This is a genomic window from Burkholderia pseudomultivorans (assembly GCF_001718415.1).
GTDB classification, from domain to species: Bacteria; Pseudomonadota; Gammaproteobacteria; order Burkholderiales; family Burkholderiaceae; genus Burkholderia; species Burkholderia pseudomultivorans_A.
Map to the genome: position 1 here is coordinate 265334 of NZ_CP013378.1, position 22113 is coordinate 287446.

Annotated in this window: 17 protein-coding genes, 2 tRNA genes and 3 rRNA genes; 11 read left to right on the forward strand and 11 right to left on the reverse strand. The window is 63.0% G+C overall.

Going from position 1 to position 22113, the window contains the following annotated elements:
• Window positions 1-225 precede the first annotated feature (225 nt).
• Window positions 226-420, forward strand: a complete 195-nt coding sequence (locus WS57_RS14150) for a hypothetical protein (protein ID WP_009691327.1) — start codon at window positions 226-228, stop codon at window positions 418-420.
• A 127-nt stretch (window positions 421-547) separates the two neighbouring features.
• Here WS57_RS14150 and hppD read toward each other — a convergent pair whose 3' ends face one another.
• Window positions 548-1645, reverse strand: a complete 1098-nt coding sequence (hppD, locus tag WS57_RS14155; RefSeq protein WP_040126473.1) for a 4-hydroxyphenylpyruvate dioxygenase — start codon at window positions 1643-1645, stop codon at window positions 548-550.
• A gap of 198 nt (window positions 1646-1843) precedes the next feature.
• Here hppD and WS57_RS14160 point away from each other — a divergent pair, with 198 nt between their 5' ends.
• On the forward strand, window positions 1844-2368 hold the full coding sequence (locus WS57_RS14160; protein WP_040126474.1) for an Lrp/AsnC family transcriptional regulator: 525 nt from the start codon (window positions 1844-1846) through the stop codon (window positions 2366-2368).
• A 63-nt stretch (window positions 2369-2431) separates the two neighbouring features.
• Here the strand turns inward: WS57_RS14160 and WS57_RS14165 are convergent, their stop codons facing one another.
• The 8 genes from WS57_RS14165 to paaA form a co-directional block, all read right to left on the reverse strand.
• Window positions 2432-3079, reverse strand: a complete 648-nt coding sequence (locus WS57_RS14165; protein ID WP_009691331.1) for a GNAT family N-acetyltransferase — start codon at window positions 3077-3079, stop codon at window positions 2432-2434.
• Between the two features lie 234 nt (window positions 3080-3313).
• On the reverse strand, window positions 3314-3919 hold the full coding sequence (locus WS57_RS14170) for a TetR/AcrR family transcriptional regulator (RefSeq protein ID WP_009691332.1): 606 nt from the start codon (window positions 3917-3919) through the stop codon (window positions 3314-3316).
• A gap of 16 nt (window positions 3920-3935) precedes the next feature.
• Window positions 3936-4751, reverse strand: coding sequence for a DUF1835 domain-containing protein (locus tag WS57_RS14175; RefSeq protein ID WP_069244434.1), 816 nt, complete (start codon window positions 4749-4751; stop codon window positions 3936-3938).
• Window positions 4752-4883: 132 nt separating this feature from the next.
• Window positions 4884-5972 carry a 1,2-phenylacetyl-CoA epoxidase subunit PaaE gene (gene paaE, locus WS57_RS14180; RefSeq protein WP_069244435.1) on the reverse strand — a complete coding sequence of 363 codons (1089 nt, stop codon included), beginning with the start codon at window positions 5970-5972 and terminating at the stop codon, window positions 4884-4886.
• Between the two features lie 5 nt (window positions 5973-5977).
• On the reverse strand, window positions 5978-6541 hold the full coding sequence (paaD, locus tag WS57_RS14185) for a 1,2-phenylacetyl-CoA epoxidase subunit PaaD (RefSeq protein ID WP_040126477.1): 564 nt from the start codon (window positions 6539-6541) through the stop codon (window positions 5978-5980).
• Window positions 6542-6566: 25 nt separating this feature from the next.
• Window positions 6567-7370, reverse strand: a complete 804-nt coding sequence (gene paaC, locus WS57_RS14190; RefSeq protein WP_040126478.1) for a 1,2-phenylacetyl-CoA epoxidase subunit PaaC — start codon at window positions 7368-7370, stop codon at window positions 6567-6569.
• Window positions 7371-7380: 10 nt separating this feature from the next.
• Window positions 7381-7665, reverse strand: coding sequence for a 1,2-phenylacetyl-CoA epoxidase subunit PaaB (gene paaB, locus WS57_RS14195; RefSeq protein ID WP_006401299.1), 285 nt, complete (start codon window positions 7663-7665; stop codon window positions 7381-7383).
• 105 nt (window positions 7666-7770) lie between these two features.
• A complete protein-coding gene (gene paaA, locus WS57_RS14200; protein ID WP_069244436.1) occupies window positions 7771-8769 on the reverse strand; it encodes a 1,2-phenylacetyl-CoA epoxidase subunit PaaA in 999 nt (332 codons plus the stop codon).
• Between the two features lie 212 nt (window positions 8770-8981).
• On the opposite strand from paaA, the gene WS57_RS14205 reads away from it, so the two are divergent.
• From WS57_RS14205 to rrf, 6 genes are all read left to right on the forward strand, one after another.
• Window positions 8982-10247, forward strand: a complete 1266-nt coding sequence (locus tag WS57_RS14205; protein WP_069244437.1) for an SGNH/GDSL hydrolase family protein — start codon at window positions 8982-8984, stop codon at window positions 10245-10247.
• A 547-nt stretch (window positions 10248-10794) separates the two neighbouring features.
• Window positions 10795-12327 (forward strand): 16S ribosomal RNA (locus WS57_RS14210).
• A gap of 62 nt (window positions 12328-12389) precedes the next feature.
• A tRNA-Ile gene (locus WS57_RS14215) sits at window positions 12390-12466 on the forward strand.
• 38 nt (window positions 12467-12504) lie between these two features.
• Window positions 12505-12580: transfer RNA gene (locus WS57_RS14220), tRNA-Ala, on the forward strand.
• Between the two features lie 292 nt (window positions 12581-12872).
• Window positions 12873-15622, forward strand: a 23S ribosomal RNA gene (locus WS57_RS14225).
• 186 nt (window positions 15623-15808) lie between these two features.
• A 5S ribosomal RNA gene (gene rrf, locus WS57_RS14235) occupies window positions 15809-15921 on the forward strand.
• The 16S, 23S and 5S rRNA genes sit together here with 2 tRNA genes alongside, the layout of an rRNA operon.
• 131 nt (window positions 15922-16052) lie before the next feature.
• On the opposite strand, the gene WS57_RS14240 is transcribed toward rrf, so the two are convergent.
• Window positions 16053-16517 (reverse strand): GNAT family N-acetyltransferase, encoded by a 465-nt coding sequence (locus tag WS57_RS14240; protein WP_009690506.1) that lies wholly within the window; start codon window positions 16515-16517, stop codon window positions 16053-16055.
• Window positions 16518-16541: 24 nt separating this feature from the next.
• Window positions 16542-17159: a hypothetical protein gene (locus tag WS57_RS14245; RefSeq protein ID WP_069245417.1), complete on the reverse strand. Its 618-nt coding sequence runs from the start codon at window positions 17157-17159 to the stop codon at window positions 16542-16544.
• Window positions 17160-17539: 380 nt separating this feature from the next.
• Here WS57_RS14245 and WS57_RS14250 point away from each other — a divergent pair, with 380 nt between their 5' ends.
• From WS57_RS14250 to WS57_RS14260, 3 genes are all read left to right on the forward strand, one after another.
• Window positions 17540-19045: an aldehyde dehydrogenase gene (locus WS57_RS14250; RefSeq protein ID WP_059518075.1), complete on the forward strand. Its 1506-nt coding sequence runs from the start codon at window positions 17540-17542 to the stop codon at window positions 19043-19045.
• A 100-nt stretch (window positions 19046-19145) separates the two neighbouring features.
• Entirely contained in the window at window positions 19146-20537 is a 1392-nt protein-coding gene (locus WS57_RS14255; protein WP_009690510.1) for an aspartate aminotransferase family protein, read from the forward strand.
• Between the two features lie 167 nt (window positions 20538-20704).
• Window positions 20705-22102, forward strand: a complete 1398-nt coding sequence (locus WS57_RS14260; protein WP_059518079.1) for a purine-cytosine permease family protein — start codon at window positions 20705-20707, stop codon at window positions 22100-22102.
• Window positions 22103-22113: the final 11 nt, after the last annotated feature.

Below are 22113 nucleotides of genomic sequence, written 5' to 3' on the forward strand. Positions count from 1 at the left end.
TTTAAGTGATGGTAGCACTGGGATAAACCCGCCGCGTGCGGACAAAATTACCGCGGTGCACCACCGCAGCGGGCAAGGGGGGACGTTACAGCATGTAAAAGCATGTAAAGCTGGCCCCATCTGCGGGCAAATGCCGTTAATCTTGTCGGCCTGCCGGAGGTGCCCGACCGTATCGATTCGTTTCGAGGCGGCCGGGGAGGCGCCGGCAGTTTTACAGGAGGTGCAATGAACACACGTCATATCCAGAGTTTCCTGATCGTGTCCGCGGCGTTTTTCTCGATGACCGGCCCGGTGCGCGCGCAAGGCGCGAGCGCACTGGCGGCAGCCGGCTCGCAGATGCGCCAGATCGCGGCGGCGCAGGATGCCGACGCGCAGCCGTCCGTCGCGCGCGTCGCCGCGCCGAAGGCGAACGTGCGTTGATCCGCTCGCGCGGCCGGCAGGCCGCGCCGAAATGACGAAAGGGCGGGAATCCTGCGATTCCCGCCCTTTTTCTTTGTGCCGTCGATGCGGCGAACGCCCGCGTGCCGGACGTTCGCGCGCCGATGTATCAGGCCTTGTCCTGCACGACGCCTCGGCGGATCTGGTCGAGTTCGATCGATTCGAACAGCGCCTTGAAGTTGCCTTCGCCGAAGCCCTGGTTGCCCTTGCGCTGGATGATCTCGAAGAAGATCGGCCCGATCTGGTTCTCGGTGAAGATCTGCAGCAGCAGGTCGTCGCGCGCGCCGTCGATCAGGATCTTGCGCTTCTTCAGCTCTTCCAGCGATTCGCCGTGGTTCGGCACGCGGCGGTCGACCAGCTCGTAATAGGTGTCGATCGTGTCGAGCAGCTTCACTTCCTTGCTGCGCAGGCCGTCGACCGCACCATAGATGTCGTTCGTGCCGAGCGCGATGTGCTGGATCCCTTCGCCGTGGTACGCGTCGAGGTATTCCTGGATCTGGCCGGCCGTGTCCGAACCTTCCTCGTTGATCGGGATGCGAATCTTGCCGCACGGCGAGGTCATCGCCTTCGACTTCACGCCCGTCACCTTGCCTTCGATGTCGAAGTAGCGCACTTCGCGGAAGTTGAACAGGCGCTCGTAGAACTCCGCCCATTCCTGCATGCGGCCGCGATGCACGTTGTGCGTCAGGTGGTCGATGTAGGTCAGGCCGTGGCCGACCGGATTCGGATTCGCGCCCGGGATCGGCTCGAAGTCGACGTCGTAGATGCTGATGTCGCCGATCGCGCCGGGCTGCGCGCCGTTCTTGCCGCGCCAGCGGTCGACGAAATAGATCAGCGAATCGCCGATGCCCTTGATCGCCGGGATGTTCAGCTCCATCGGGCCGGTCTTGTTGTCGAAGCCCCACGCGCCGAGTTCGAGCGCGTGCTTGTACGCCTTCGCCGCGTCCTGCACGCGGAACGCGATCGCGCAGATCGACGGGCCGTGCAGCCGCGCGAAGCGTTGCGCGAACGAATCGGGTTCGGCGTTGATGATGAAGTTGATGTCGCCCTGGCGGTAGACCGTCACGTCCTTGTGGCGGTGGCGCGCGATCGCGGTGAAGCCCATCCGTTCGAACAGCTGTCCGAGCGCTTTCGGGTCCGGTGCCGTGTATTCGATGAATTCGAAGCCGTCGGTGCCGACGGGGTTGTCCCAGTTGGGGATCTGCATGCTCTGTCTCCTGAGTCGGCCGGGGCGATGCGAAACCGCCGCCGGTCCCATGTCGAGGGTGATGCGCGGCGACGCGCAACGAATGAGTCCGTGCGACAAAGTGTAGCGGGCGACCGCGAGCGAAAACTTGCGAACTTCATCGTCCGTGCCTACGATGGCGCAATTTCCAGTCTTGAAATAACCCTGTGAGGGCAGAAGATGGCGCAAGTCGAATTGGATGCCATCGACCGGCGGATCCTGGCGATTCTTCAGGAGAACGGCCGCCTGTCGAACCAGGAGATCGCCGAGCGCGTGAACCTGTCGCCGAGCCCCTGCCTGCGGCGGATCCGGCGGCTCGAGGAAATCGGCGTGATCACCGGCTACGTCGCGCTGCTGGACCCGCAGAAGCTCGGACTCGACCTGCTCGCGTACGTGAGCGTGCGGCTCGAGAAGCGCGGCGGCGTCGTGCCGGTGCGCGTCGACGAAACCTCGGCGCGCGCGGGCGCGACCCATGCGGAGCTGTTTCGCGCGGCCGTGCAGGCGTGGCCGGAGGTGGTCGCGTGCCATGCGATGACGGGCGACATGGATTACCTGCTGCGCGTGCAGGTCGAGGACATGGCGCATTTCTCGCGCTTCGTGCAGGAGCATCTGCTGCATCATCCGTCGGTAATCGACGTGAAGACGAGCTTTTCGCTCGAATGCTTCAAGGAGACGACGGCGCTGCCGATCCGGTCGGTGCGCTAGCGCGGGGCGCGGAGGCGGGGAAGGGAAAGGCCGGACGCCCGCGGGGCGCCCAGCTGGCCGACATTACGCCGTCAGCGCGGCGGGCATCAGCGATTCGATGAACTTCGACGTGCGGTGCGCCTGACGCTTGAGCGCGTAGTCGAACACCGCAGCCTGTTCCTGCAGCATCTCGGCGATGATCGTCGAGTGGTCGGCCGGCGGCAGCGACAGGTATGCATCGGCCTCGCCGTATGCGTACTCGATCCGCATCCCGGACTTCTTCGCGATGTGCATCATCGTCGCGTTGCGCGACAGGCAGTGCATGTACAGCATCGTCACGTGCGTGTTGCGGCTGCGGATCGCCGCGCGCTCGAACAGCTTCGTGCCGACGCCGCGGCCGCGCGCGCTTTCGAGCACCGACACGCCGAACTCGGCCGTGCGCTTGTCGCCTTCGGCCGGCAGATAGGCCAGATGGCCGACGCCGACCAGTTCGAGGGCATGGTCGAATACGCCGAACACGGTGTCGCGGCCGAAATCGATGGTGCGGACATAGTTCTCGATCACGTGGTCGGGCACCATCTGGCCGAAGCGCAGCAGGCGGTCCTCTTCGTCGAGCGATAGAAAGTGGGTGAGCATGCGCTCACGATCTTTGGAAGCCAGTTCCCTGACGAGAACCGGCGCACTGCCGGCCGTGCCGACAACATCGGCCGAGCCGTCGAATTGCGTGTTCATCGTGGGTTCCTCAGTGTGTGACCGTACAGCGGGTTGTGCAATGCAGCAGCATTTTACCCGACCGAGGGCCTCCGGATCCGGGAAAACCCGTACGTCTCACTGAGGATGAATTCTAAATCCGCTTAGTTAATAAGCTATATCATTGATTTTTAAGGAATTTATAATTCATCATATGAAATTTGCGGCGCGCTGTCGCAGTGTACCCGCCGCGCAACGCTTGCTGCTCCGCGCCATTCAGCCCGTCGTCGACAGCCCGCGCTCGATCATGTCGATCACCTGTTCGGCGAAGTCGCGGTAGCCGAGCCGGCCGCCGGGCTTCAGCCACGTGAAGGTCCAGTTGATCATCCCGAACACCATCATCGTCACCGACGTCTGGTTTTCCTTCGAAATGCGGTCGGGATACGCGCGTGCGAGCTGGCGCGAGAATGCGGCGACGATGTCGCGCTGGCGGTCGAGCACGATTTCGCGCTGCGCGTCCTCGAGGTATTTCACGTCGTTGAGCAGCGCGACATGGCGGCTGTGCGAGGTCTCGTATTCGGCGAGGAACGCGCGCACCAGCGCCGCGAACGCCTCGCGCTCGGTCAGGCCGCGCCGCTGGCTCGCGCCTTCGACCTCCGCGATGATCAGCATCAGCCGCTTCGTGTAGCGGTCGAGCAGGTCGAACAGGATCGCTTCCTTGCTCTCGTAATAGTGATAGAGGCGCGCCTTCGAGGTGCCGCTCGCGGTCGCGAGATCGGACATCGACGTGCTCGGATAGCTCGTTTGCGCGAATTTGTCGGCGGCGAGATCGAGGATCTGCTCGCGCTGGGATTCGTGGTCGGGCGCTCGGGTACGGGCCATGGTCGAATGCGGAAGATCAGCGGTGCGCGCTTGCCGCGCGCAGCTGCGTGGTGGGGAGGGCGGCGGGCGCGTCGTCCTGCAGCTCGAGCCGGCCGGCCGCCGCGAGTTCGCGGCAGCGCCACCAGGCGATCGAGTCGCTGACGAACAGGCCGCCGCGGTCGGCGTCGGCCATGATGCTGCCGACGAGATGGCGCGCGGGCCGCCAGCCGGCTTCCGCGCGCGCGAGGATCAGTGCGTCGAGGTCGGCGTAGTAGCCGCTCTTGATCGTATTGCTGACCCAATAGCGCAGTTCGGCGTTCAGATGCTTCGCTTCCTGCCATTCGAGCGCGAGGCGGCCGATGCGCAGCACCGAGATCGGCGCGGCCGCCGGCCGTTTGCGGGCCAGCTGCGCGGGCTCGAACATGCCGGTCGAGCAGGCTTGGTCGGCGCGCGAGAGCGAGGCGCGCTGCGGCGCGTCGAGGTCGGCGGCGGACAGCCGCACCTCGTTCAGGCGCTGCGGCACGTTGCGCAAGTGATAGGCGACGCGGCGCAGCAGCAGCTTGTCGCCGACGCTCGGCGCATGCCACACGACCACCTGGCCGGCGTCCATCGCGAGCTGGTCGAGGCGGGCGAATTCCTGTTCGACTTCCGCCTTCCAGTCGGGAATCTGGTCGCCGAGCACGCGCTGCCAGAACGACGCGCGCGTGTCCGACGCCTCGTCGGCGCCCTTCAGCGGCCCGACGCCGAGATCGTCGAGCAGCCCGACGACGCGCTCGTCGCGCCCGGCTTGCGCGAGCGCCTCGCGCAGCGACGCGGCGGCGGTGCCGCCCTGAATCACGTGAATGGTACTCATCGGCCTGTCGTCAGCAAAAGAAAACCGCCGGCGGACTGGACGCTGCGAGACGTGTCCAGCCGGCCGGCGGCCCCTAGTGTAAGCGAGATGTGTGACGACGAGAAACCGCCGGGCGCCGCGACGCGACGCCGGTCAACGCTCGTCGAAGCTGACGACCACCTTGTCGCTGACCGGATGGCACTGGCAGGTGAGCACGAAACCGTCCTTCACTTCCTGCTCCTCCAGCGTGTAGTTCTTTTCCATCCGGACTTCGCCTTCGACGACCTTCGCGCGGCACGTGCAGCACACGCCGCCCTTGCACGCGTAAGGCAGCGCGAGGCCCGCGCGCAGGCCCACATCGAGCAGGCTCACGCCCTCGTACGGCAGGCGCAGCTTGCGTTTCTTGCCGTCGAGCACGATTTCGAGGTCGGCGGCGGGCGTCTGCTCGGTGATCTCGACGACCGGCACGCCGGCCTGAGGCAGCGGCGAGCCGAAGCGCTCGACGTGCACCTTGGCCGGCGGCACGCCGGCCGCCTTCAGCGCGGCTTCGGCCGCGTCCATCATCGGCGCGGGGCCGCAGATGAACGCCTCGTCGATCGTGTCGGCCGGCACCAGCGTGGCGAGGAAGGCCGTGCACTTCGCCTCGTCGAGCACGCCGTTGAACAGCTCGACGTCCTGCAGGTCGTCCGACAGCACGTGATACAGGACGAAGCGGTTCATGTAGCGGTTCTTCAGGTCCTCCAGCTCCTCCGCGAACATGATCGCGTCGACGCTGCGGTTGCCGTAGATCAGCGTGAACGTGCTGCGCGGCTCGAGTTCGAGCGTCGTCTTCACGATCGCGAGCACCGGCGTGATCCCCGAGCCGCCGGAGAACGCGACGTACTGCTTGCCGTGGTCGGCGTTCAGGTGCGTGAAGAAGCGGCCGTCCGGTGTCATCACGTCGATCGTGTGGCCCGGCTTCAGCGTGTCGAACGCGAAGTTCGAGAAGCGGCCGCCGCGCACGCGCTTGATGCCGATGCGCAGCTCGCCGTCGCGGTCGTAGTCGGTCGTGCCGACGCAGATCGAATACGAACGGCGCGTTTCCTCGCCGTCGATGTGGGTCTTCAGCGTGACGAACTGGCCCTGCGTGAAGCGGTACGCGTCGCGCAGCTCGGCCGGCACATCGAACGAGACGGTCACGGCGTCGGCGGTCTCGGGCCGCACGTCGCGGATACGCAGCGGATGAAATTGCGGGGTCGCCATATCGGTCAGTAAGGTTTGAAGTAGTCGAAGGGTTCGCGGCAATCGACGCAGCGATACAGCGCCTTGCAGGCGGTCGACGCGAATTGCGCGAGACGTTCGGTGCGCGCGGAGCCGCAGCGCGGGCAGACGGGCGCCGCGACGGGGCGCGGCACGAAGCGCACGACGTTCTCGCGCGGCGCGGCGCTGCCGCACTGGCCGACCGGCGGCGCGATGCCGTACGCGCGCAGCTTGTCGCGCGCTTCCTGCGTGATCCAGTCGGTCGTCCACGCGGGCGCGAGCACCGTCTCGATCCGGTGCGGCGGCAGGCCGGCGGCCTGCAGCGCGGCGGCGATGTCCTCGGCGATCTGCGACATCGCCGGGCAGCCCGAGTAGGTCGGCGTAATCACGACTTCGAGCAGGCCGTCGTCCGCGCGGCGGACGTCGCGCAGGATCCCGAGTTCGCGGATCGACACGACCGGAATCTCGGGGTCGGGCACGGCTTCGAGCACGTCCCACGCGCGCGCGAGCAGCGCGTCGTCGTGGCGCGCTGCGGGCGCTTCGTGGGCGGGGGCGGTGGTCGGGACGGACATCGTCGGGCTCCGTGGCGTCGGCCGCTTACCAGCTCGCGCCGGGATGCTGGCGCGCGAGGCTCTGCATTTCCGCGAGCAGGTAGCCCATATGCTCCGAGTGCTCGCCCTGCTTGCCGGTCGTCACGTGCTGCACGGGCGCCGGCATCGACAGCGTCGCTTCGGCGAGTGCGTCGTCGACGTCCGCGCGCCACGCGGCTTCGATGTCGGCCAGCGCGGGGGCGATCTGCTGCGCGGCGACCGCGGCGTCGACGGCGTCGGGCGCGAAGCATTCGCGCGTGTACGGCATCAGGTAGTCGAGCGCGGCCTGCGCGCGGCGATGCGATTCGTCGGTGCCGTCGCCGAGGCGCACCAGCCATTCGCGTGCGTGCTGCACGTGATAGCGCGTTTCCTTCACCGATTTCGCAGCGATCGCGGCGAGCTGCGCGTCGGCCGACGTTTCGAGCGCGCTCCATACGTGCAGCATCAGCGTCGCATACAGGAAATTGCGCACGATCGTCACCGCGTAGTCCTTGTCGGCGTGCGCGGTGCCGGCGAGCGGGCCGTAGTGCGGCAGCTCGGCGAGCGTGAAGTTCGCGAACTCGCGTTCGGTGCGGAAGTAAGCGTAATCGTCCTCGGTCTTCGCCGCGCCGTTGAGCTGGCGCTCGAGCTCGGCCGCGTGCGTATACAGCATGCGCGCCTGGCCGATGAGGTCGAGGCTCATGTTGGTGAGCGCGATGTCTTCCTCGAGGATCGGGCCGTGGCCGCACCATTCGGCGTTGCGCTGACCGAGGATCAGCGCGTTGTCCGCGAGGCGCAGCACGTAGGAGAGGTGTTCGGGCGTGATCGTCATGGCGCGGGCGTTACATGTGGTTGACTTCGTCGGGCAGCGTGTAGAAGGTCGGGTGACGGTAGATCTTGTCGCCCGCCGGCTCGAACATCTCGGCCTTCTCGTTCGGATCCGACGCGGTGATCGCCGACGACGGCACCACCCAGATGCTCACGCCTTCCTGGCGGCGCGTGTAGACGTCGCGCGCCATGCGCAGCGCCATCGTCGCGTCGGCCGCGTGCAGGCTGCCGCAGTGTTTGTGGTCGAGGCCCTGCTTGCTGCGCACGAACACTTCCCAGATCGGCCATTCCTTGTTCATCTTTCTCTCCTGTCGACCGGCGTCTCGCGCGCGGGCGCATGTGCCGGTCGGATGCAATGCTGCGAATTCGATGGATGCCGGCGCGCGGGCGCCGGCGCGGGCCGCTTACGCGGCGTGCTGTTCGGCGCGCGCGCGGCGCTTCGCTTCATGCGCGAGCGCGGCTTCGCGTACCCACGCGCCGTCCTCGTGCGCCTTCACGCGCGTGGCGAGGCGTTCCTTGTTGCACGGGCCGTCGCCGTTGACGACGCGCCAGAATTCGTCCCAGTCGATCGCGCCGTAATCGTAGTGGCCGCGCGCGTCGTTCCACTTCAGGTCGGGATCGGGCAGCGTGACGCCGAGCACCTTCGCCTGCTCGACCGTCGCGTCGACGAACTTCTGCCGCAGATCGTCGTTCGAGATCCGCTTGATGCCCCATTTCGCCGACTGGTTGCTGTGGACCGAATCGGCATCGCTCGGGCCAAACATCATCAGCACCGGCCACCACCAGCGGTTCACGGCCTGCTGCACCATCGCGCGCTGCGCGTCGCTGCCCTTCATCATCGACAGCAGCGCGTCGAAGCCCTGGCGCTGGTGGAACGACTCTTCCTTGCACACGCGGATCATCGCGCGCGCATAGGGGCCGTACGTGCAGCGGCACAGCGGGATCTGGTTCATGATCGCGGCGCCGTCGACCAGCCAGCCGATCACGCCGACGTCGGCCCAGGTCGGCGTCGGATAGTTGAAGATGCTCGAATACTTGGCCTTGCCGGCATGCAGCGCGTCGATCAGCGCATCGCGCGACACGCCGAGCGTTTCGGCCGCGCTGTACAGGTAGAGGCCGTGGCCGGCTTCGTCCTGCACCTTCGCGAGCAGGATCGCCTTGCGCTTCAGGCTCGGCGCGCGCGAGATCCAGTTGCCTTCGGGCAGCATGCCGACCACTTCCGAGTGCGCGTGCTGCGAGATCTGGCGGATCAGCGTCTTGCGGTAGGCGTCGGGCATCCAGTCCTGCGGTTCGATCTTGCCGTCCGCGGCCATGACCGCGTCGAACCGCGCCTGCTCGGGCGACTCGGCGGTGGCGTCGAGCGGCGCGACGTTGCCGGGGATGTCGAGGGATTGCGTGTACATGGCGAGGGCTCTCGTCCGGGTGAATGTGTGCGCAGTATAAACCAACCGACCGGTCGGTTAATAAATTTATTGCGGATTTCCGGTCGGGTGCGGGTAAACGAGGGACGTCGGCGAGGGACGTCGGGGCGCAATCGGCCAGCCGAATGCGGCGCGGGACGCGAAGCGGCCGCCTTCTGCGGCACAATGCCCGCTTTCCGATGAGGATTTTGCCGATGTCATTCCGAAGCAGTTTCGCCGCGGCCGTGCTGGGCGCGTCCGTGTTCCTGTCGCCGCTCGCGGCCTCGGCTGCGCCGGCCGGATGGGTGGCCGCGTGGGCGACCGCGCTGCAGCCGATTCCCGACCTCGCTTCGCCGCCGCCGCTGTATCGCGCGCCCGACGTGGCCGGGAGGACGGTGCGCCAGATCGTTTATCCGACGGTGTCCGGGCGGGCGGCGCGGATACGGGTGAGCAATGCCTATGGCCGTGCGCCGCTGGTCGTCGAGGCGGCGAGCCTCGCGCGCGCCGGCGAAGGCGCGGCGCTCGCGGACGCGGCGGCCGTGCCGGTGCGGTTCGGCGGGCGCGCGTCGGTCACGCTCGCGCCGGGCCAGGAACTGGAAAGCGATCCGGTCGCGATCGAGGTGTCGGCGGGGCGACCGTACGCGGTCAGTCTCCATATGGGGGCGAACCAGCGGATGACCGTCTGGCACCGCGTGTCGAACCAGCTCAATTATGTGTCGACGCCGGGCGATCACGTGAACGATGCCGGCGCCGCTGCGTTCCGCAGCCGTTTTACCCAATATGCGTGGGTGACCGAACTGGCGGTCGAGGCCGGTTCGGCGCGCGCGAGCGTCGCCGCGATCGGCGATTCGATCACCGACGGGCTGCGCTCGAGCCTGAACCGGAACCGGCGCTGGCCGGACGCGCTGGCGCGACGGCTGACGGCGGCGGGGACGGATTCGATCGGCGTCGTGAATCTCGGCATCAGCGGCAACCGTCTGCTCAGCGACTCGCCGTGCTACGGGACGTCGCTGGCCTCCCGGTTCGAGCGTGATGCGCTGTCGCGGGCGGGCGTGAAGGCGGCGATCGTGCTGATCGGCATCAACGACATCAATTTTGCCGCGATGCCGGCGCATGCGGGGCTCGATTGCGACTACCCGCATACGCAGGTCACGGCGGCGTCGCTGATCGACGGCTACCGGCGCCTGATCGAAGCAGCGCACCGGCAAGGCGTGAAGGTGTTCGGCGCGACGCTGACGCCGGCCGGGCTGCCGGCGGCGCGCGAGGCGATCCGGCTCGAGGTGAACCGGTGGATCCGGAGTGGCGGCGGGTTCGACGGCGTGGTCGATTTCGATGCGGTGCTGCGCGATCCGGCTCGCCCGAGCGTACTCCAGCGTCGCTACGACAGCGGCGACGGCATTCATCCGAGCGATGCGGGCTACTCGGCGATGGCCGAGGCGGTTCCGGTCGACCGGCTGCAGGCGGTCGCAGCGGGCAAGTAACGGTGCTCTATATATAGACCGGCCGTGTCGTATGCCCGACGAGAGCAGCCGTGCGCGGCAGCGCACGGCGGCTTTTTCAAACTATTTTCACAAAGCGCTTGCGTGTTTGGCTGCGGGTGCCTAGAATCACGCCTCTTTCGCGCTAACGGCAACGCGGTGCGGAAGGGGAAGCGGAGTCGACGGTGTGCTGCAGTGTGGGGGCGCCCTGGCGACGAAGGAAGAAGAACCCCGCAGTCAGAACCCCGCAGTCGCAACGATGTAGCAAAAAGTAGTTGACGCGCTGCGAAACACGGTTCATAATCTCGCTTCTCTGCTGCTGAAAACGCAGCGCTGCTGGAAGGCCTGATGCCTCTCGCAGAATGCTCTTTAAAAACTAACAGCCGATAAGTGTGGGCGCTTGATGTGAGCGAGACCCGATCCTCGGATCGGGATAGCAAAAGTATCAAGAGTCTCACACTAAAGTAAGTCAGGTTTATGAAGTAATTCATTGACCTGTCAGCTTTGAGTGAGCGACCGGTTCGAAAGAACCGAAAACAGTAACAGGTTTGAACTGAAGAGTTTGATCCTGGCTCAGATTGAACGCTGGCGGCATGCCTTACACATGCAAGTCGAACGGCAGCACGGGTGCTTGCACCTGGTGGCGAGTGGCGAACGGGTGAGTAATACATCGGAACATGTCCTGTAGTGGGGGATAGCCCGGCGAAAGCCGGATTAATACCGCATACGATCCACGGATGAAAGCGGGGGACCTTCGGGCCTCGCGCTATAGGGTTGGCCGATGGCTGATTAGCTAGTTGGTGGGGTAAAGGCCTACCAAGGCGACGATCAGTAGCTGGTCTGAGAGGACGACCAGCCACACTGGGACTGAGACACGGCCCAGACTCCTACGGGAGGCAGCAGTGGGGAATTTTGGACAATGGGCGAAAGCCTGATCCAGCAATGCCGCGTGTGTGAAGAAGGCCTTCGGGTTGTAAAGCACTTTTGTCCGGAAAGAAATCCTTGGCTCTAATACAGTCGGGGGATGACGGTACCGGAAGAATAAGCACCGGCTAACTACGTGCCAGCAGCCGCGGTAATACGTAGGGTGCAAGCGTTAATCGGAATTACTGGGCGTAAAGCGTGCGCAGGCGGTCTGTTAAGACAGATGTGAAATCCCCGGGCTCAACCTGGGAACTGCATTTGTGACTGGCAGGCTAGAGTATGGCAGAGGGGGGTAGAATTCCACGTGTAGCAGTGAAATGCGTAGAGATGTGGAGGAATACCGATGGCGAAGGCAGCCCCCTGGGCCAATACTGACGCTCATGCACGAAAGCGTGGGGAGCAAACAGGATTAGATACCCTGGTAGTCCACGCCCTAAACGATGTCAACTAGTTGTTGGGGATTCATTTCCTTAGTAACGTAGCTAACGCGTGAAGTTGACCGCCTGGGGAGTACGGTCGCAAGATTAAAACTCAAAGGAATTGACGGGGACCCGCACAAGCGGTGGATGATGTGGATTAATTCGATGCAACGCGAAAAACCTTACCTACCCTTGACATGGTCGGAATCCTGAAGAGATTCGGGAGTGCTCGAAAGAGAACCGGCGCACAGGTGCTGCATGGCTGTCGTCAGCTCGTGTCGTGAGATGTTGGGTTAAGTCCCGCAACGAGCGCAACCCTTGTCCTTAGTTGCTACGCAAGAGCACTCTAAGGAGACTGCCGGTGACAAACCGGAGGAAGGTGGGGATGACGTCAAGTCCTCATGGCCCTTATGGGTAGGGCTTCACACGTCATACAATGGTCGGAACAGAGGGTTGCCAACCCGCGAGGGGGAGCTAATCCCAGAAAACCGATCGTAGTCCGGATTGCACTCTGCAACTCGAGTGCATGAAGCTGGAATCGCTAGTAATCGCGGATCAGCATGCCGCGGTGAATACGTTCCCGGGTCTTGTACACACCGCCCGTCACACCATGGGAGTGGGTTTTACCAGAAGTGGCTAGTCTAACCGCAAGGAGGACGGTCACCACGGTAGGATTCATGACTGGGGTGAAGTCGTAACAAGGTAGCCGTATCGGAAGGTGCGGCTGGATCACCTCCTTTCCAGAGCTAGCTCGCCAGGTTGAGCGCTCACGCTTATCGGCTGTAAATCAAGACAGACTCAGGGGTCTGTAGCTCAGTCGGTTAGAGCACCGTCTTGATAAGGCGGGGGTCGTTGGTTCGAATCCAACCAGACCCACCAAGTTGTCTGGCGTGAAGAAACCTGGGGCGTCTCTGTATGGGGGCATAGCTCAGCTGGGAGAGCACCTGCTTTGCAAGCAGGGGGTCGTCGGTTCGATCCCGTCTGCCTCCACCAATCTTCAATGGGAAGCGTTTGGCTCACACGTAAGTGACGTGTGAGACGAGCATTTGCCATTGGCGATTGAGCCAGTCAGAGTGATGCAGGCAACTGTATCGGCTGTCGTTCTTTAACAATCTGGAAGAAGTAAGTAATTTGGATAGCGGAAGCGTCTTTGAGATGGACGTGGAAACTATCCGGGTTGTGATTGTATCGATGTATCTCAAGATGATTCGAACTTCATGTTCGACTCAATTGGAATACGGCACAACGCGAGAACTCAACCTGTAACGAGACAGACTCGTTATAGGGTCAAGCGAACAAGTGCATGTGGTGGATGCCTTGGCGATCACAGGCGATGAAGGACGCGGTAGCCTGCGAAAAGCCCCGGGGAGCTGGCAAACAAGCTTTGATCCGGGGATGTCCGAATGGGGAAACCCACTCCTTATGGAGTATCCATGGCTGAATACATAGGCCATGCGAAGCGAACGCGGTGAACTGAAACATCTAAGTAACCGCAGGAAAAGAAATCAACCGAGATTCCCAAAGTAGTGGCGAGCGAAATGGGATGAGCCTTGTACTCTTTATTTGTATTGTTAGCCGAACGCTCTGGAAAGTGCGGCCATAGCAGGTGATAGCCCTGTAGGCGAAAACAGTATGAAAGAACTAGGTGTACGACAAGTAGGGCGGGACACGTGAAATCCTGTCTGAAGATGGGGGGACCATCCTCCAAGGCTAAATACTCGTGATCGACCGATAGTGAACCAGTACCGTGAGGGAAAGGCGAAAAGAACCCCGGGAGGGGAGTGAAATAGATCCTGAAACCGCATGCATACAAACAGTCGGAGCCTCTGCAGGGGTGACGGCGTACCTTTTGTATAATGGGTCAGCGACTTACGTTCAGTAGCAAGCTTAACCGTATAGGGCAGGCGTAGCGAAAGCGAGTCCGAATAGGGCGTTCAGTTGCTGGGCGTAGACCCGAAACCAGGTGATCTATCCATGGCCAGGATGAAGGTGCGGTAACACGTACTGGAGGTCCGAACCCACTAACGTTGAAAAGTTAGGGGATGAGCTGTGGATAGGGGTGAAAGGCTAAACAAACCTGGAAATCACGGGAGACAGACATCGGGTGCTAACGTCCGGTGTCAAGAGGGAAACAACCCAGACCGCCAGCTAAGGTCCCCAAATATGGCTAAGTGGGAAACGAAGTGGGAAGGCTAAAACAGTCAGGAGGTTGGCTTAGAAGCAGCCACCCTTTAAAGAAAGCGTAATAGCTCACTGATCGAGTCGTCCTGCGCGGAAGATGTAACGGGGCTAAGCCATATACCGAAGCTGCGGATGCGAGCTTGCTCGCATGGTAGGAGAGCGTTCCGTAAGCCTGCGAAGGTGCCTTGTAAAGGGTGCTGGAGGTATCGGAAGTGCGAATGCTGACATGAGTAGCGATAAAGGGGGTGAAAGGCCCCCTCGCCGTAAGCCCAAGGTTTCCTACGCAACGTTCATCGGCGTAGGGTGAGTCGGCCCCTAAGGCGAGGCAGAAATGCGTAGCTGATGGGAAGCAGGTCAATATTCCTGCACCGTCGTTAGATGCGATGGGGGGACGGATCGCGGAAGGTTGTCCGGGTGTTGGAAGTCCCGGTCGCTGCATTGGAGAAGGCGCTTAGGCAAATCCGGGCGCGGAATTCAAGGGTGTGGCGCGAGCTCCTTCGGGAGCGAAGCAATTGGAAGTGGTTCCAAGAAAAGCCTCTAAGCTTCAGTCTAACGATGACCGTACCGCAAACCGACACAGGTGGGCGAGATGAGTATTCTAAGGCGCTTGAGAGAACTCGGGAGAAGGAACTCGGCAAATTGGTACCGTAACTTCGGGATAAGGTACGCCCTTGTAGCTTGACTGGCCTGCGCCAGGAGGGTGAAGGGGTTGCAATAAACTGGTGGCTGCGACTGTTTAATAAAAACACAGCACTCTGCAAACACGAAAGTGGACGTATAGGGTGTGACGCCTGCCCGGTGCCGGAAGATTAAATGATGGGGTGCAAGCTCTTGATTGAAGTCCCGGTAAACGGCGGCCGTAACTATAACGGTCCTAAGGTAGCGAAATTCCTTGTCGGGTAAGTTCCGACCTGCACGAATGGCGTAACGATGGCCACACTGTCTCCTCCCGAGACTCAGCGAAGTTGAAGTGTTTGTGATGATGCAATCTACCCGCGGCTAGACGGAAAGACCCCATGAACCTTTACTGTAGCTTTGCATTGGACTTTGAACCGATCTGTGTAGGATAGGTGGGAGGCTATGAAACCGGAACGCTAGTTTCGGTGGAGCCGTCCTTGAAATACCACCCTGGTTTGTTTGAGGTTCTAACCTTGGTCCGTGATCCGGATCGGGGACAGTGCATGGTAGGCAGTTTGACTGGGGCGGTCTCCTCCCAAAGGGTAACGGAGGAGTACGAAGGTACGCTAGGTACGGTCGGAAATCGTGCTGATAGTGCAATGGCATAAGCGTGCTTAACTGCGAGACCGACAAGTCGAGCAGGTGCGAAAGCAGGTCATAGTGATCCGGTGGTTCTGTATGGAAGGGCCATCGCTCAACGGATAAAAGGTACTCTGGGGATAACAGGCTGATACCGCCCAAGAGTTCATATCGACGGCGGTGTTTGGCACCTCGATGTCGGCTCATCTCATCCTGGGGCTGTAGCCGGTCCCAAGGGTATGGCTGTTCGCCATTTAAAGAGGTACGTGAGCTGGGTTTAAAACGTCGTGAGACAGTTTGGTCCCTATCTGCCGTGGGCGTTGGATATTTGAAGGGGGCTGCTCCTAGTACGAGAGGACCGGAGTGGACGAACCTCTGGTGTACCGGTTGTGACGCCAGTCGCATCGCCGGGTAGCTATGTTCGGAAGAGATAACCGCTGAAAGCATCTAAGCGGGAAACTCGCCTTAAGATGAGATATCCCTGGAGGCTTGACCTCCTTGAAGGGTCGTTCGAGACCAGGACGTTGATAGGTCGGGTGTGTAAGCGCAGTAATGCGTTCAGCTAACCGATACTAATTGCCCGTAAGGCTTGATCCTATAACAAGTCTGTCTCGATAGCCGTTAGCGCTTCAGCGCTTACGGATATCGAGCGTCGAGTGCGAGGCACTCGACGTACTGCGGTTGAAGTACCGCGTATGTGTGAGATACAACCTCACAACCCAACCAAATTACTGCTTCTTCCAAGATTGGTTGCGCTGCGAAGCAACGCAACAACCCTCTTTGCCTGATGACCATAGCGAGTCGGTCCCACCCCTTCCCATCCCGAACAGGACCGTGAAACGACTCCACGCCGATGATAGTGCGGATTCCCGTGTGAAAGTAGGTAATCGTCAGGCTCCCTAAGCCAGAAACCCCCGCCCGACAAGGCGGGGGTTTTTGCATTTGTGGCGCGGAAAAGGCGAAAAGATCCGGCGATTCGGCACGACCGTCCCTTTCCTGGTTTTTCATTCTCGCGTTGGTTCACCGTTCAAACCATGATCCGCAAGATCGGAAAAAACCTGCCCGGGATAACGGCCGATTCCTTCTCCCCGATCCTCTGCGCACCGAGCGACAGATAGAACGCTGCCGCATGGGGATCGGCTTCGATCACGAAACTGGCAATCCCCCGCGCCGCAGCTTCTTGCCGAACCGCTGCCCACAGCGCGCGGCCAATACCCTGGCCCATATGATCCGGGTGAACGAACAACCATCCGGGTGTCGGTCGATCGCAATCCATCGCTGCCCTGATCCAAAAGCCGACGATCCGGCCTTCGTATTCGGCGACGTAGCCGATCGAGTCGTCGATCGTCTCCGGTGTGATCGTGAGATCGGCTTCCCACAAGTCGAGCCATTCGCGCGGATACCCCCAGTGCGCCTTCGACAGGCGAGCCAGCGTCGTCAACTGCCCCGCATCCGAGGCGCGGGCGGCACGTACGGTAAATGGTGTGCGCATTTCGTCTCCCGTTCGTCGTATCGCTCATGAGCCGCGGCCGACTTTCGTTTTCGACCGCAGTCGATGTCGTCCCGCGACCATCACCACGCAGATGCCGATCGACGCCAGGACATTGACGATCGGGTAAAACGCGACCGCGACACTCCAGCTCCGCAGTGCCAGCAACGCCAGCGCGTATTTGACGATGCAGAGCGCGAAGTAGCCGAGACTTTCGCTCCACGGATCGCGGATCGTCTTGTGAACGGTCGGGCCGAGGCCTGCGAGTTCGATCAGCGTGACGACGCAGATCGACAGCGTCGGCTCGGCGGTGAGCATCCAGAGCGGAATGGCCGACAGCGCGCAGCAGAGGAACAACCAGTCGGTGCGGGTCCAGCCGCGTTCGCCGCGAAAAATGCTGGCTACGAAGGTCAGCACACAGGTGACGGCGATCGCCGCCGTGCACCACGCCGACGGCCCGGCGCCCGCCACGAACTGGTCGGCAGCGGCAATGACCGTGACCACCGACCAGACGAGCCACGTGAACAGATGCGGGCGAACGGTGCGCCGGTAGATCGCGAGCCCGTACGGAATCGCCGCCAGCAGGGACACGGCGGATCCGGCAATGCCAAAGAGCGAAGCGGCACACGGATCGACATTCACCATCGAAGCGACCTCGTTCATCCGTCGTACGGATCGACCAGTATGTGGTCGGCCGGAGCGGGGCGCAACATCGCGTGCACGCCGCATCGCTGCGCGGTGCGTGACAGCGCGCACATCCGCATACACGTGCGAACGGCACGCCTGGCGCATGCCGACAGGAAAACCCACTGCATGTTGGCCGGATGTATAGAAATAACCTCTTCAATGAGAAGAAAAACTGTTCTTTCAAATCCCCTTTTGATGACCGACAGTTGGACAACCGGACGACTGCAGCGATTCACGGCGGTCACGAACCTCGATCGTGTCCGCCGGCGCATTTTCGTCGGGTCGATTTCAGGCGGACAACAACGTAGAAGCGCCTGGTCGCCACAACGGAGTGTCGAATGAACCCAACTTCAGCAGAAACCTATCAGCACGCGGACTGGAGACGACTCGCGGCGCAGGTGACTCCCGGAACGCTCGCACATATCGATGGACGCAACGTGCCGGCCCGTAGCGGCCAGACCTTTGCCGCGATCAATCCGGCCACCGAGGCCGTCATCGCGGAAGTCGCGTCGTGCGACGCGGCGGATGTTGACGCCGCTGTGCGCGCCGCCCGCCGCGCATTCGAGTCGGGCGTCTGGTCGCGCTGCGCGCCGGCCGAACGCAAGCGCGTGCTTTGCCGGCTCGGTGAACTCATCGCATCGCATGGCGCAGAGCTCGCACTGCTCGATTCGCTCAACATGGGCAAGCGCGTCGCGGACGCGTTCAGCATCGACGTGCCGGCCGCAGGCGGTTTGTTCGCATGGTACGGCGAGGCGGTGGACAAGCTGAACGGAGAAGTGGCGTCCACCGATCCGGGCAATCTCGCGATCGTCACGCGCGAGCCGCTCGGCGTCGTCGGTGCCGTCGTGCCGTGGAATTTCCCGCTCGACATGGTCGCGTGGAAAGTCGCGCCGGCGCTCGCGGCCGGTAACAGCGTCGTGCTGAAACCCGCCGAGCAATCGCCGCTGTCCGCGCTGCGTCTCGCGGAACTGGCGCTCGAAGCGGGCCTGCCGCCCGGCGTGCTGAACGTCGTGCCCGGCTACGGCGAGACGGCAGGGCGCGCGCTCGGCCTGCATCCCGACGTGGACGTCCTCGCGTTCACGGGCTCGACGGCGGTCGGCAAGAAGTTTCTCGAATACGCAGCGCAATCGAACATGAAGCAGGTATGGCTCGAGTGCGGCGGCAAGAGTCCGAATCTGGTCTTCGACGATACCGACGATCTCGACCTCGCGGCGCGCAAGGCCTGCTTCGGGATCTTCTTCAACCAGGGCGAGGTGTGCTCGGCGAATTCGCGGCTGCTGGTGCAACGCTCGATCCACGACGCGTTCGTCGACCGGCTGATCGCTCATGCGGGCGCTTTCATGCCGGGCGATCCGCTCGACCCCGGGAGCGGCATGGGGGCGATCGTCGACGAGCATCAGCATCGCCGCGTGCGGGACTGGATCGAACGCGGCCGGGCGGGCGCGACGCTCGCGGTCGGCGGCGGCGCACCGCGCATCGACGGCAAAGGCTACTTCATCGAGCCGACCATCTTCATCGACGTGCAACCCGACCACCCGATCGCACGCGAGGAAATCTTCGGCCCCGTGCTGTCGGTGATGTCGTTCGATACCGAGGACGAGGCCGTGCGGCTGGCCAACGATTCGATTTATGGTCTGGCCGCATCGGTGTGGACCGGCAGCCTGTCGCGCGCACATCGCGTGTCGGGCCGCCTGCGCGCCGGCACGGTGTCCGTCAATACGGTCGATGCGCTGAGCGCGCAGACGCCGTTCGGCGGCTTCCGCCAGTCCGGGTTCGGCCGCGACCTGTCGTTGCACGCGATCGACAAGTACACGGGGCTCAAGACGACCTGGATCAGCTACTGATCCGATGCGACATGCTGTGCCGCGTCGTCCGGCGACGGCAGACCGCAGTGCCGGGCAGCGCACCTCTTTCTACCTGAAAAAACGTACCGGAGACTCGCACATGAATGCGCCCAACTTTCCGCACCGCACGACACAGGACTACCAACGCAGCGACGCTGCGCATCATCTTCATGCGTTCGTCGACCAGAAGGCGCTGAACGAGGAAGGCGCGCGCGTGATGGTGCGCGGCGAAGGCGTCTATCTGTGGGACAACGACGGCAACCGCTATCTCGACGGCATGTCGGGGCTGTGGTGCACCAACGTCGGCTACGGGCGCCCGGAACTGATCGACGCCGCCGCGCGGCAGATGAAGGAACTGTCTTACTACAACATGTTCTTTCATACGACGCATCCGTCGGTGATCGAGCTGTCGGAGCGACTGTTCGCGCTGCTGGGCAATCGCTTCAGCCACGTCGTCTATACCAATTCGGGATCCGAATCGAACGAGGTGCTGATCCGCACCGTGCGGCGCTTCTGGGACGTGATGGGCAAGCCGCAGAAGAAGGTGCTGATCGGCCGCGTGAACGGCTATCACGGGTCGACGGTCGGCAGCGCATCGCTCGGCGGCATGACGTTCATGCATGAAATGGGCGACCTGCCGATTCCGAACGTCGCGCACGTCGACGAGCCGTACTGGTACGCGAACGGCGGCGACCTGAGCCCCGAGGCCTTCGGCAGGCAGGCCGCGCTGTCGCTCGAACGCAAGATCCTCGAACTCGGCGCCGACCGCGTGGCCGCATTCGTCGCCGAGCCGTTCCAGGGCGCGGGCGGGATGATCTTCCCGCCGGACGGCTACTGGCAGGAGATCGAGCGCATCTGCCGTCAGTACGACGTGCTGCTGTGCGCGGACGAAGTGATCGGCGGCTTCGGCCGTACCGGCGAATGGTTCGCGCACCGGCATTTCGGTTTCGAGCCCGACCTGATCTGCATGGCGAAGGGACTGACGTCGGGCTATGTGCCGATGGGTGGGCTGATCATGAGCCGGCGCGTCGGCGAGGCGCTGGTCGACCAGGGCGGCGTCTATGCGCACGGGCTGACCTACTCGGGGCATCCGGTCGCGGCCGCCGTCGCACTGGCGAACCTCGACGTACTCGAACGCGAAGGTCTCGTCGAGCGGACCCGGACCGATACGGGCCCGTATCTGCAGAAGGCGCTGCGCGATGCGTTCGACGGCCATCCGCTGGTCGGCGAGATTCAGGGCGCGGGCATGGTCGGTGCGATCCAGTTCGCGAAGGACAAAGCGACGCGCGAGCGCTTTGCAAACGAGGCCGACCTGACCTGGCACAGCCGGACCGTCGGGTTCGAACTCGGCGCGATCGTGCGCTCGACGAACGGTCGCCTGATCGTTGCGCCGCCGCTCGTGATCGATCATGCGCAGATCGACGAACTGGTCGGCACGATGCGCAAGGCCGTGGACGCGACCGCGCGCGAGGTGCTCGGCATCGCCTGCTGACGGGCCTGCGTGGCGGCAGGCATCGCTCCGGACCGCTCGTCCGGAGCGATGGTCCGATGCCCGGGCCGCGTGCCGAACGTGTCGTGATCCCGCCACGGCAATCGCACCTGTGCCGATGTCACAAATTTAATCAGGAATACATATCTAAACAGAAATCAGGAGACGCAATGAGTCAACGCGAGTCCATCGCTCATCTCGAAGAAAGCACCATCCAGCCGATCCCGCTGACTGAGCGGCACGGCAGCGCGAAGGATCTCTTCACGATCTGGTTCGGCTCGAACATCATGATGCTGACGATCGTCACGGGATCGCTGGCGACGACGGTGTTCAGGCAGCCGTTCTGGTGGGCGGCCCTTGCGATCCTCGTCGGCAGCCTGATCGGCGCGGTCTTCATGGCGCTGCACTCCGCACAAGGGCCGCAGCTCGGCGTGCCGCAGATGATCCAGACCCGCGGGCAGTTCGGCTCGTTCGGCGCGTTGCTCGTGGTCGGGCTGGTCGTCGTCATGTACGTCGGCTTCTTCGCGTCGAACTGCGTGTTCGGCGGGCAGGCGCTGCATAGCCTCAGCGCCGACATCCCGCTCGACGCGGGCGTCGTTGCGATCGGCCTGATCAGCCTGCTCGGATCGATCTACGGATACAAGCTGATCCACGCGTATGCGCGGCTGCTGAGCTGGTGTTCGGGCACGGTGCTCGTGCTGGCCTTCGTGTGGATCATCTTCGTGCACGGCCTGCCGGGCGATACGTTCTCGAAGCACGCACTGAACCTGTCCGGCTTTCTCGGCGCGATGTCGGTCGCCGCGCTCTGGCAGATCGCATATGCGCCGTACGTGTCCGACTATTCGCGCTACCTGCCGCCCGATACGGGGCCGCGCACCGCGTTCTGGTCGAGCTACTGGGGCTGCGTGCTCGGCTCGTTCTTCCCGATGCTGCTCGGCTGCCTCGTCGGCCTTGCCACGCCCGACGGCAACGTGGTCAGCGGCCTCACGGGCCTCACGCAGGGGATCAGCGTGCTCGTGATCGTCGTGCTGTCGTTCGGTATCGCGGCCAGCAATGCAATGGAGCTGTACTGCGGTGCGCTGTCGAGCATCACCGTGCTGCAGACGCTTTTTCCGTCATGGTCGGGCAAGGCCCGCTCGCGCGCGATCACAGCGATCGTCCTGTGCGCCGTTGCGCTCGCGATTGCGCTGTTCGGGCAGGACAACTTCCTGGCCGGCTACACGAACTTCATCCTGCTGCTGCTGTACGTGCTCGTGCCGTGGACCGCGATCAACCTCGTCGACTATTACCTCGTCTGCCACGGCGAGTACGACGTCGATTCGTTCTTCCGGCAGGACGGCGGCATCTACGGGCGCTTCAACACGATCGCCGTCGGCTCGTATTTCATCGGCATCGTCGCGCAGGCGCCGTTCATGGCGACCGATCTCTATACGGGAGAACTGGCGGCCCGGCTCGGCGGGGCGGACATCTCGTGGATCGTCGGGCTGTCGCTGACATCGGTCGTCTACTACGTCGGCTGCAAGCTGTTTTCGCGGCCGCTGCACGGCGTCGCCGGGGTGTCCCGCTGACGGCGGGGAGG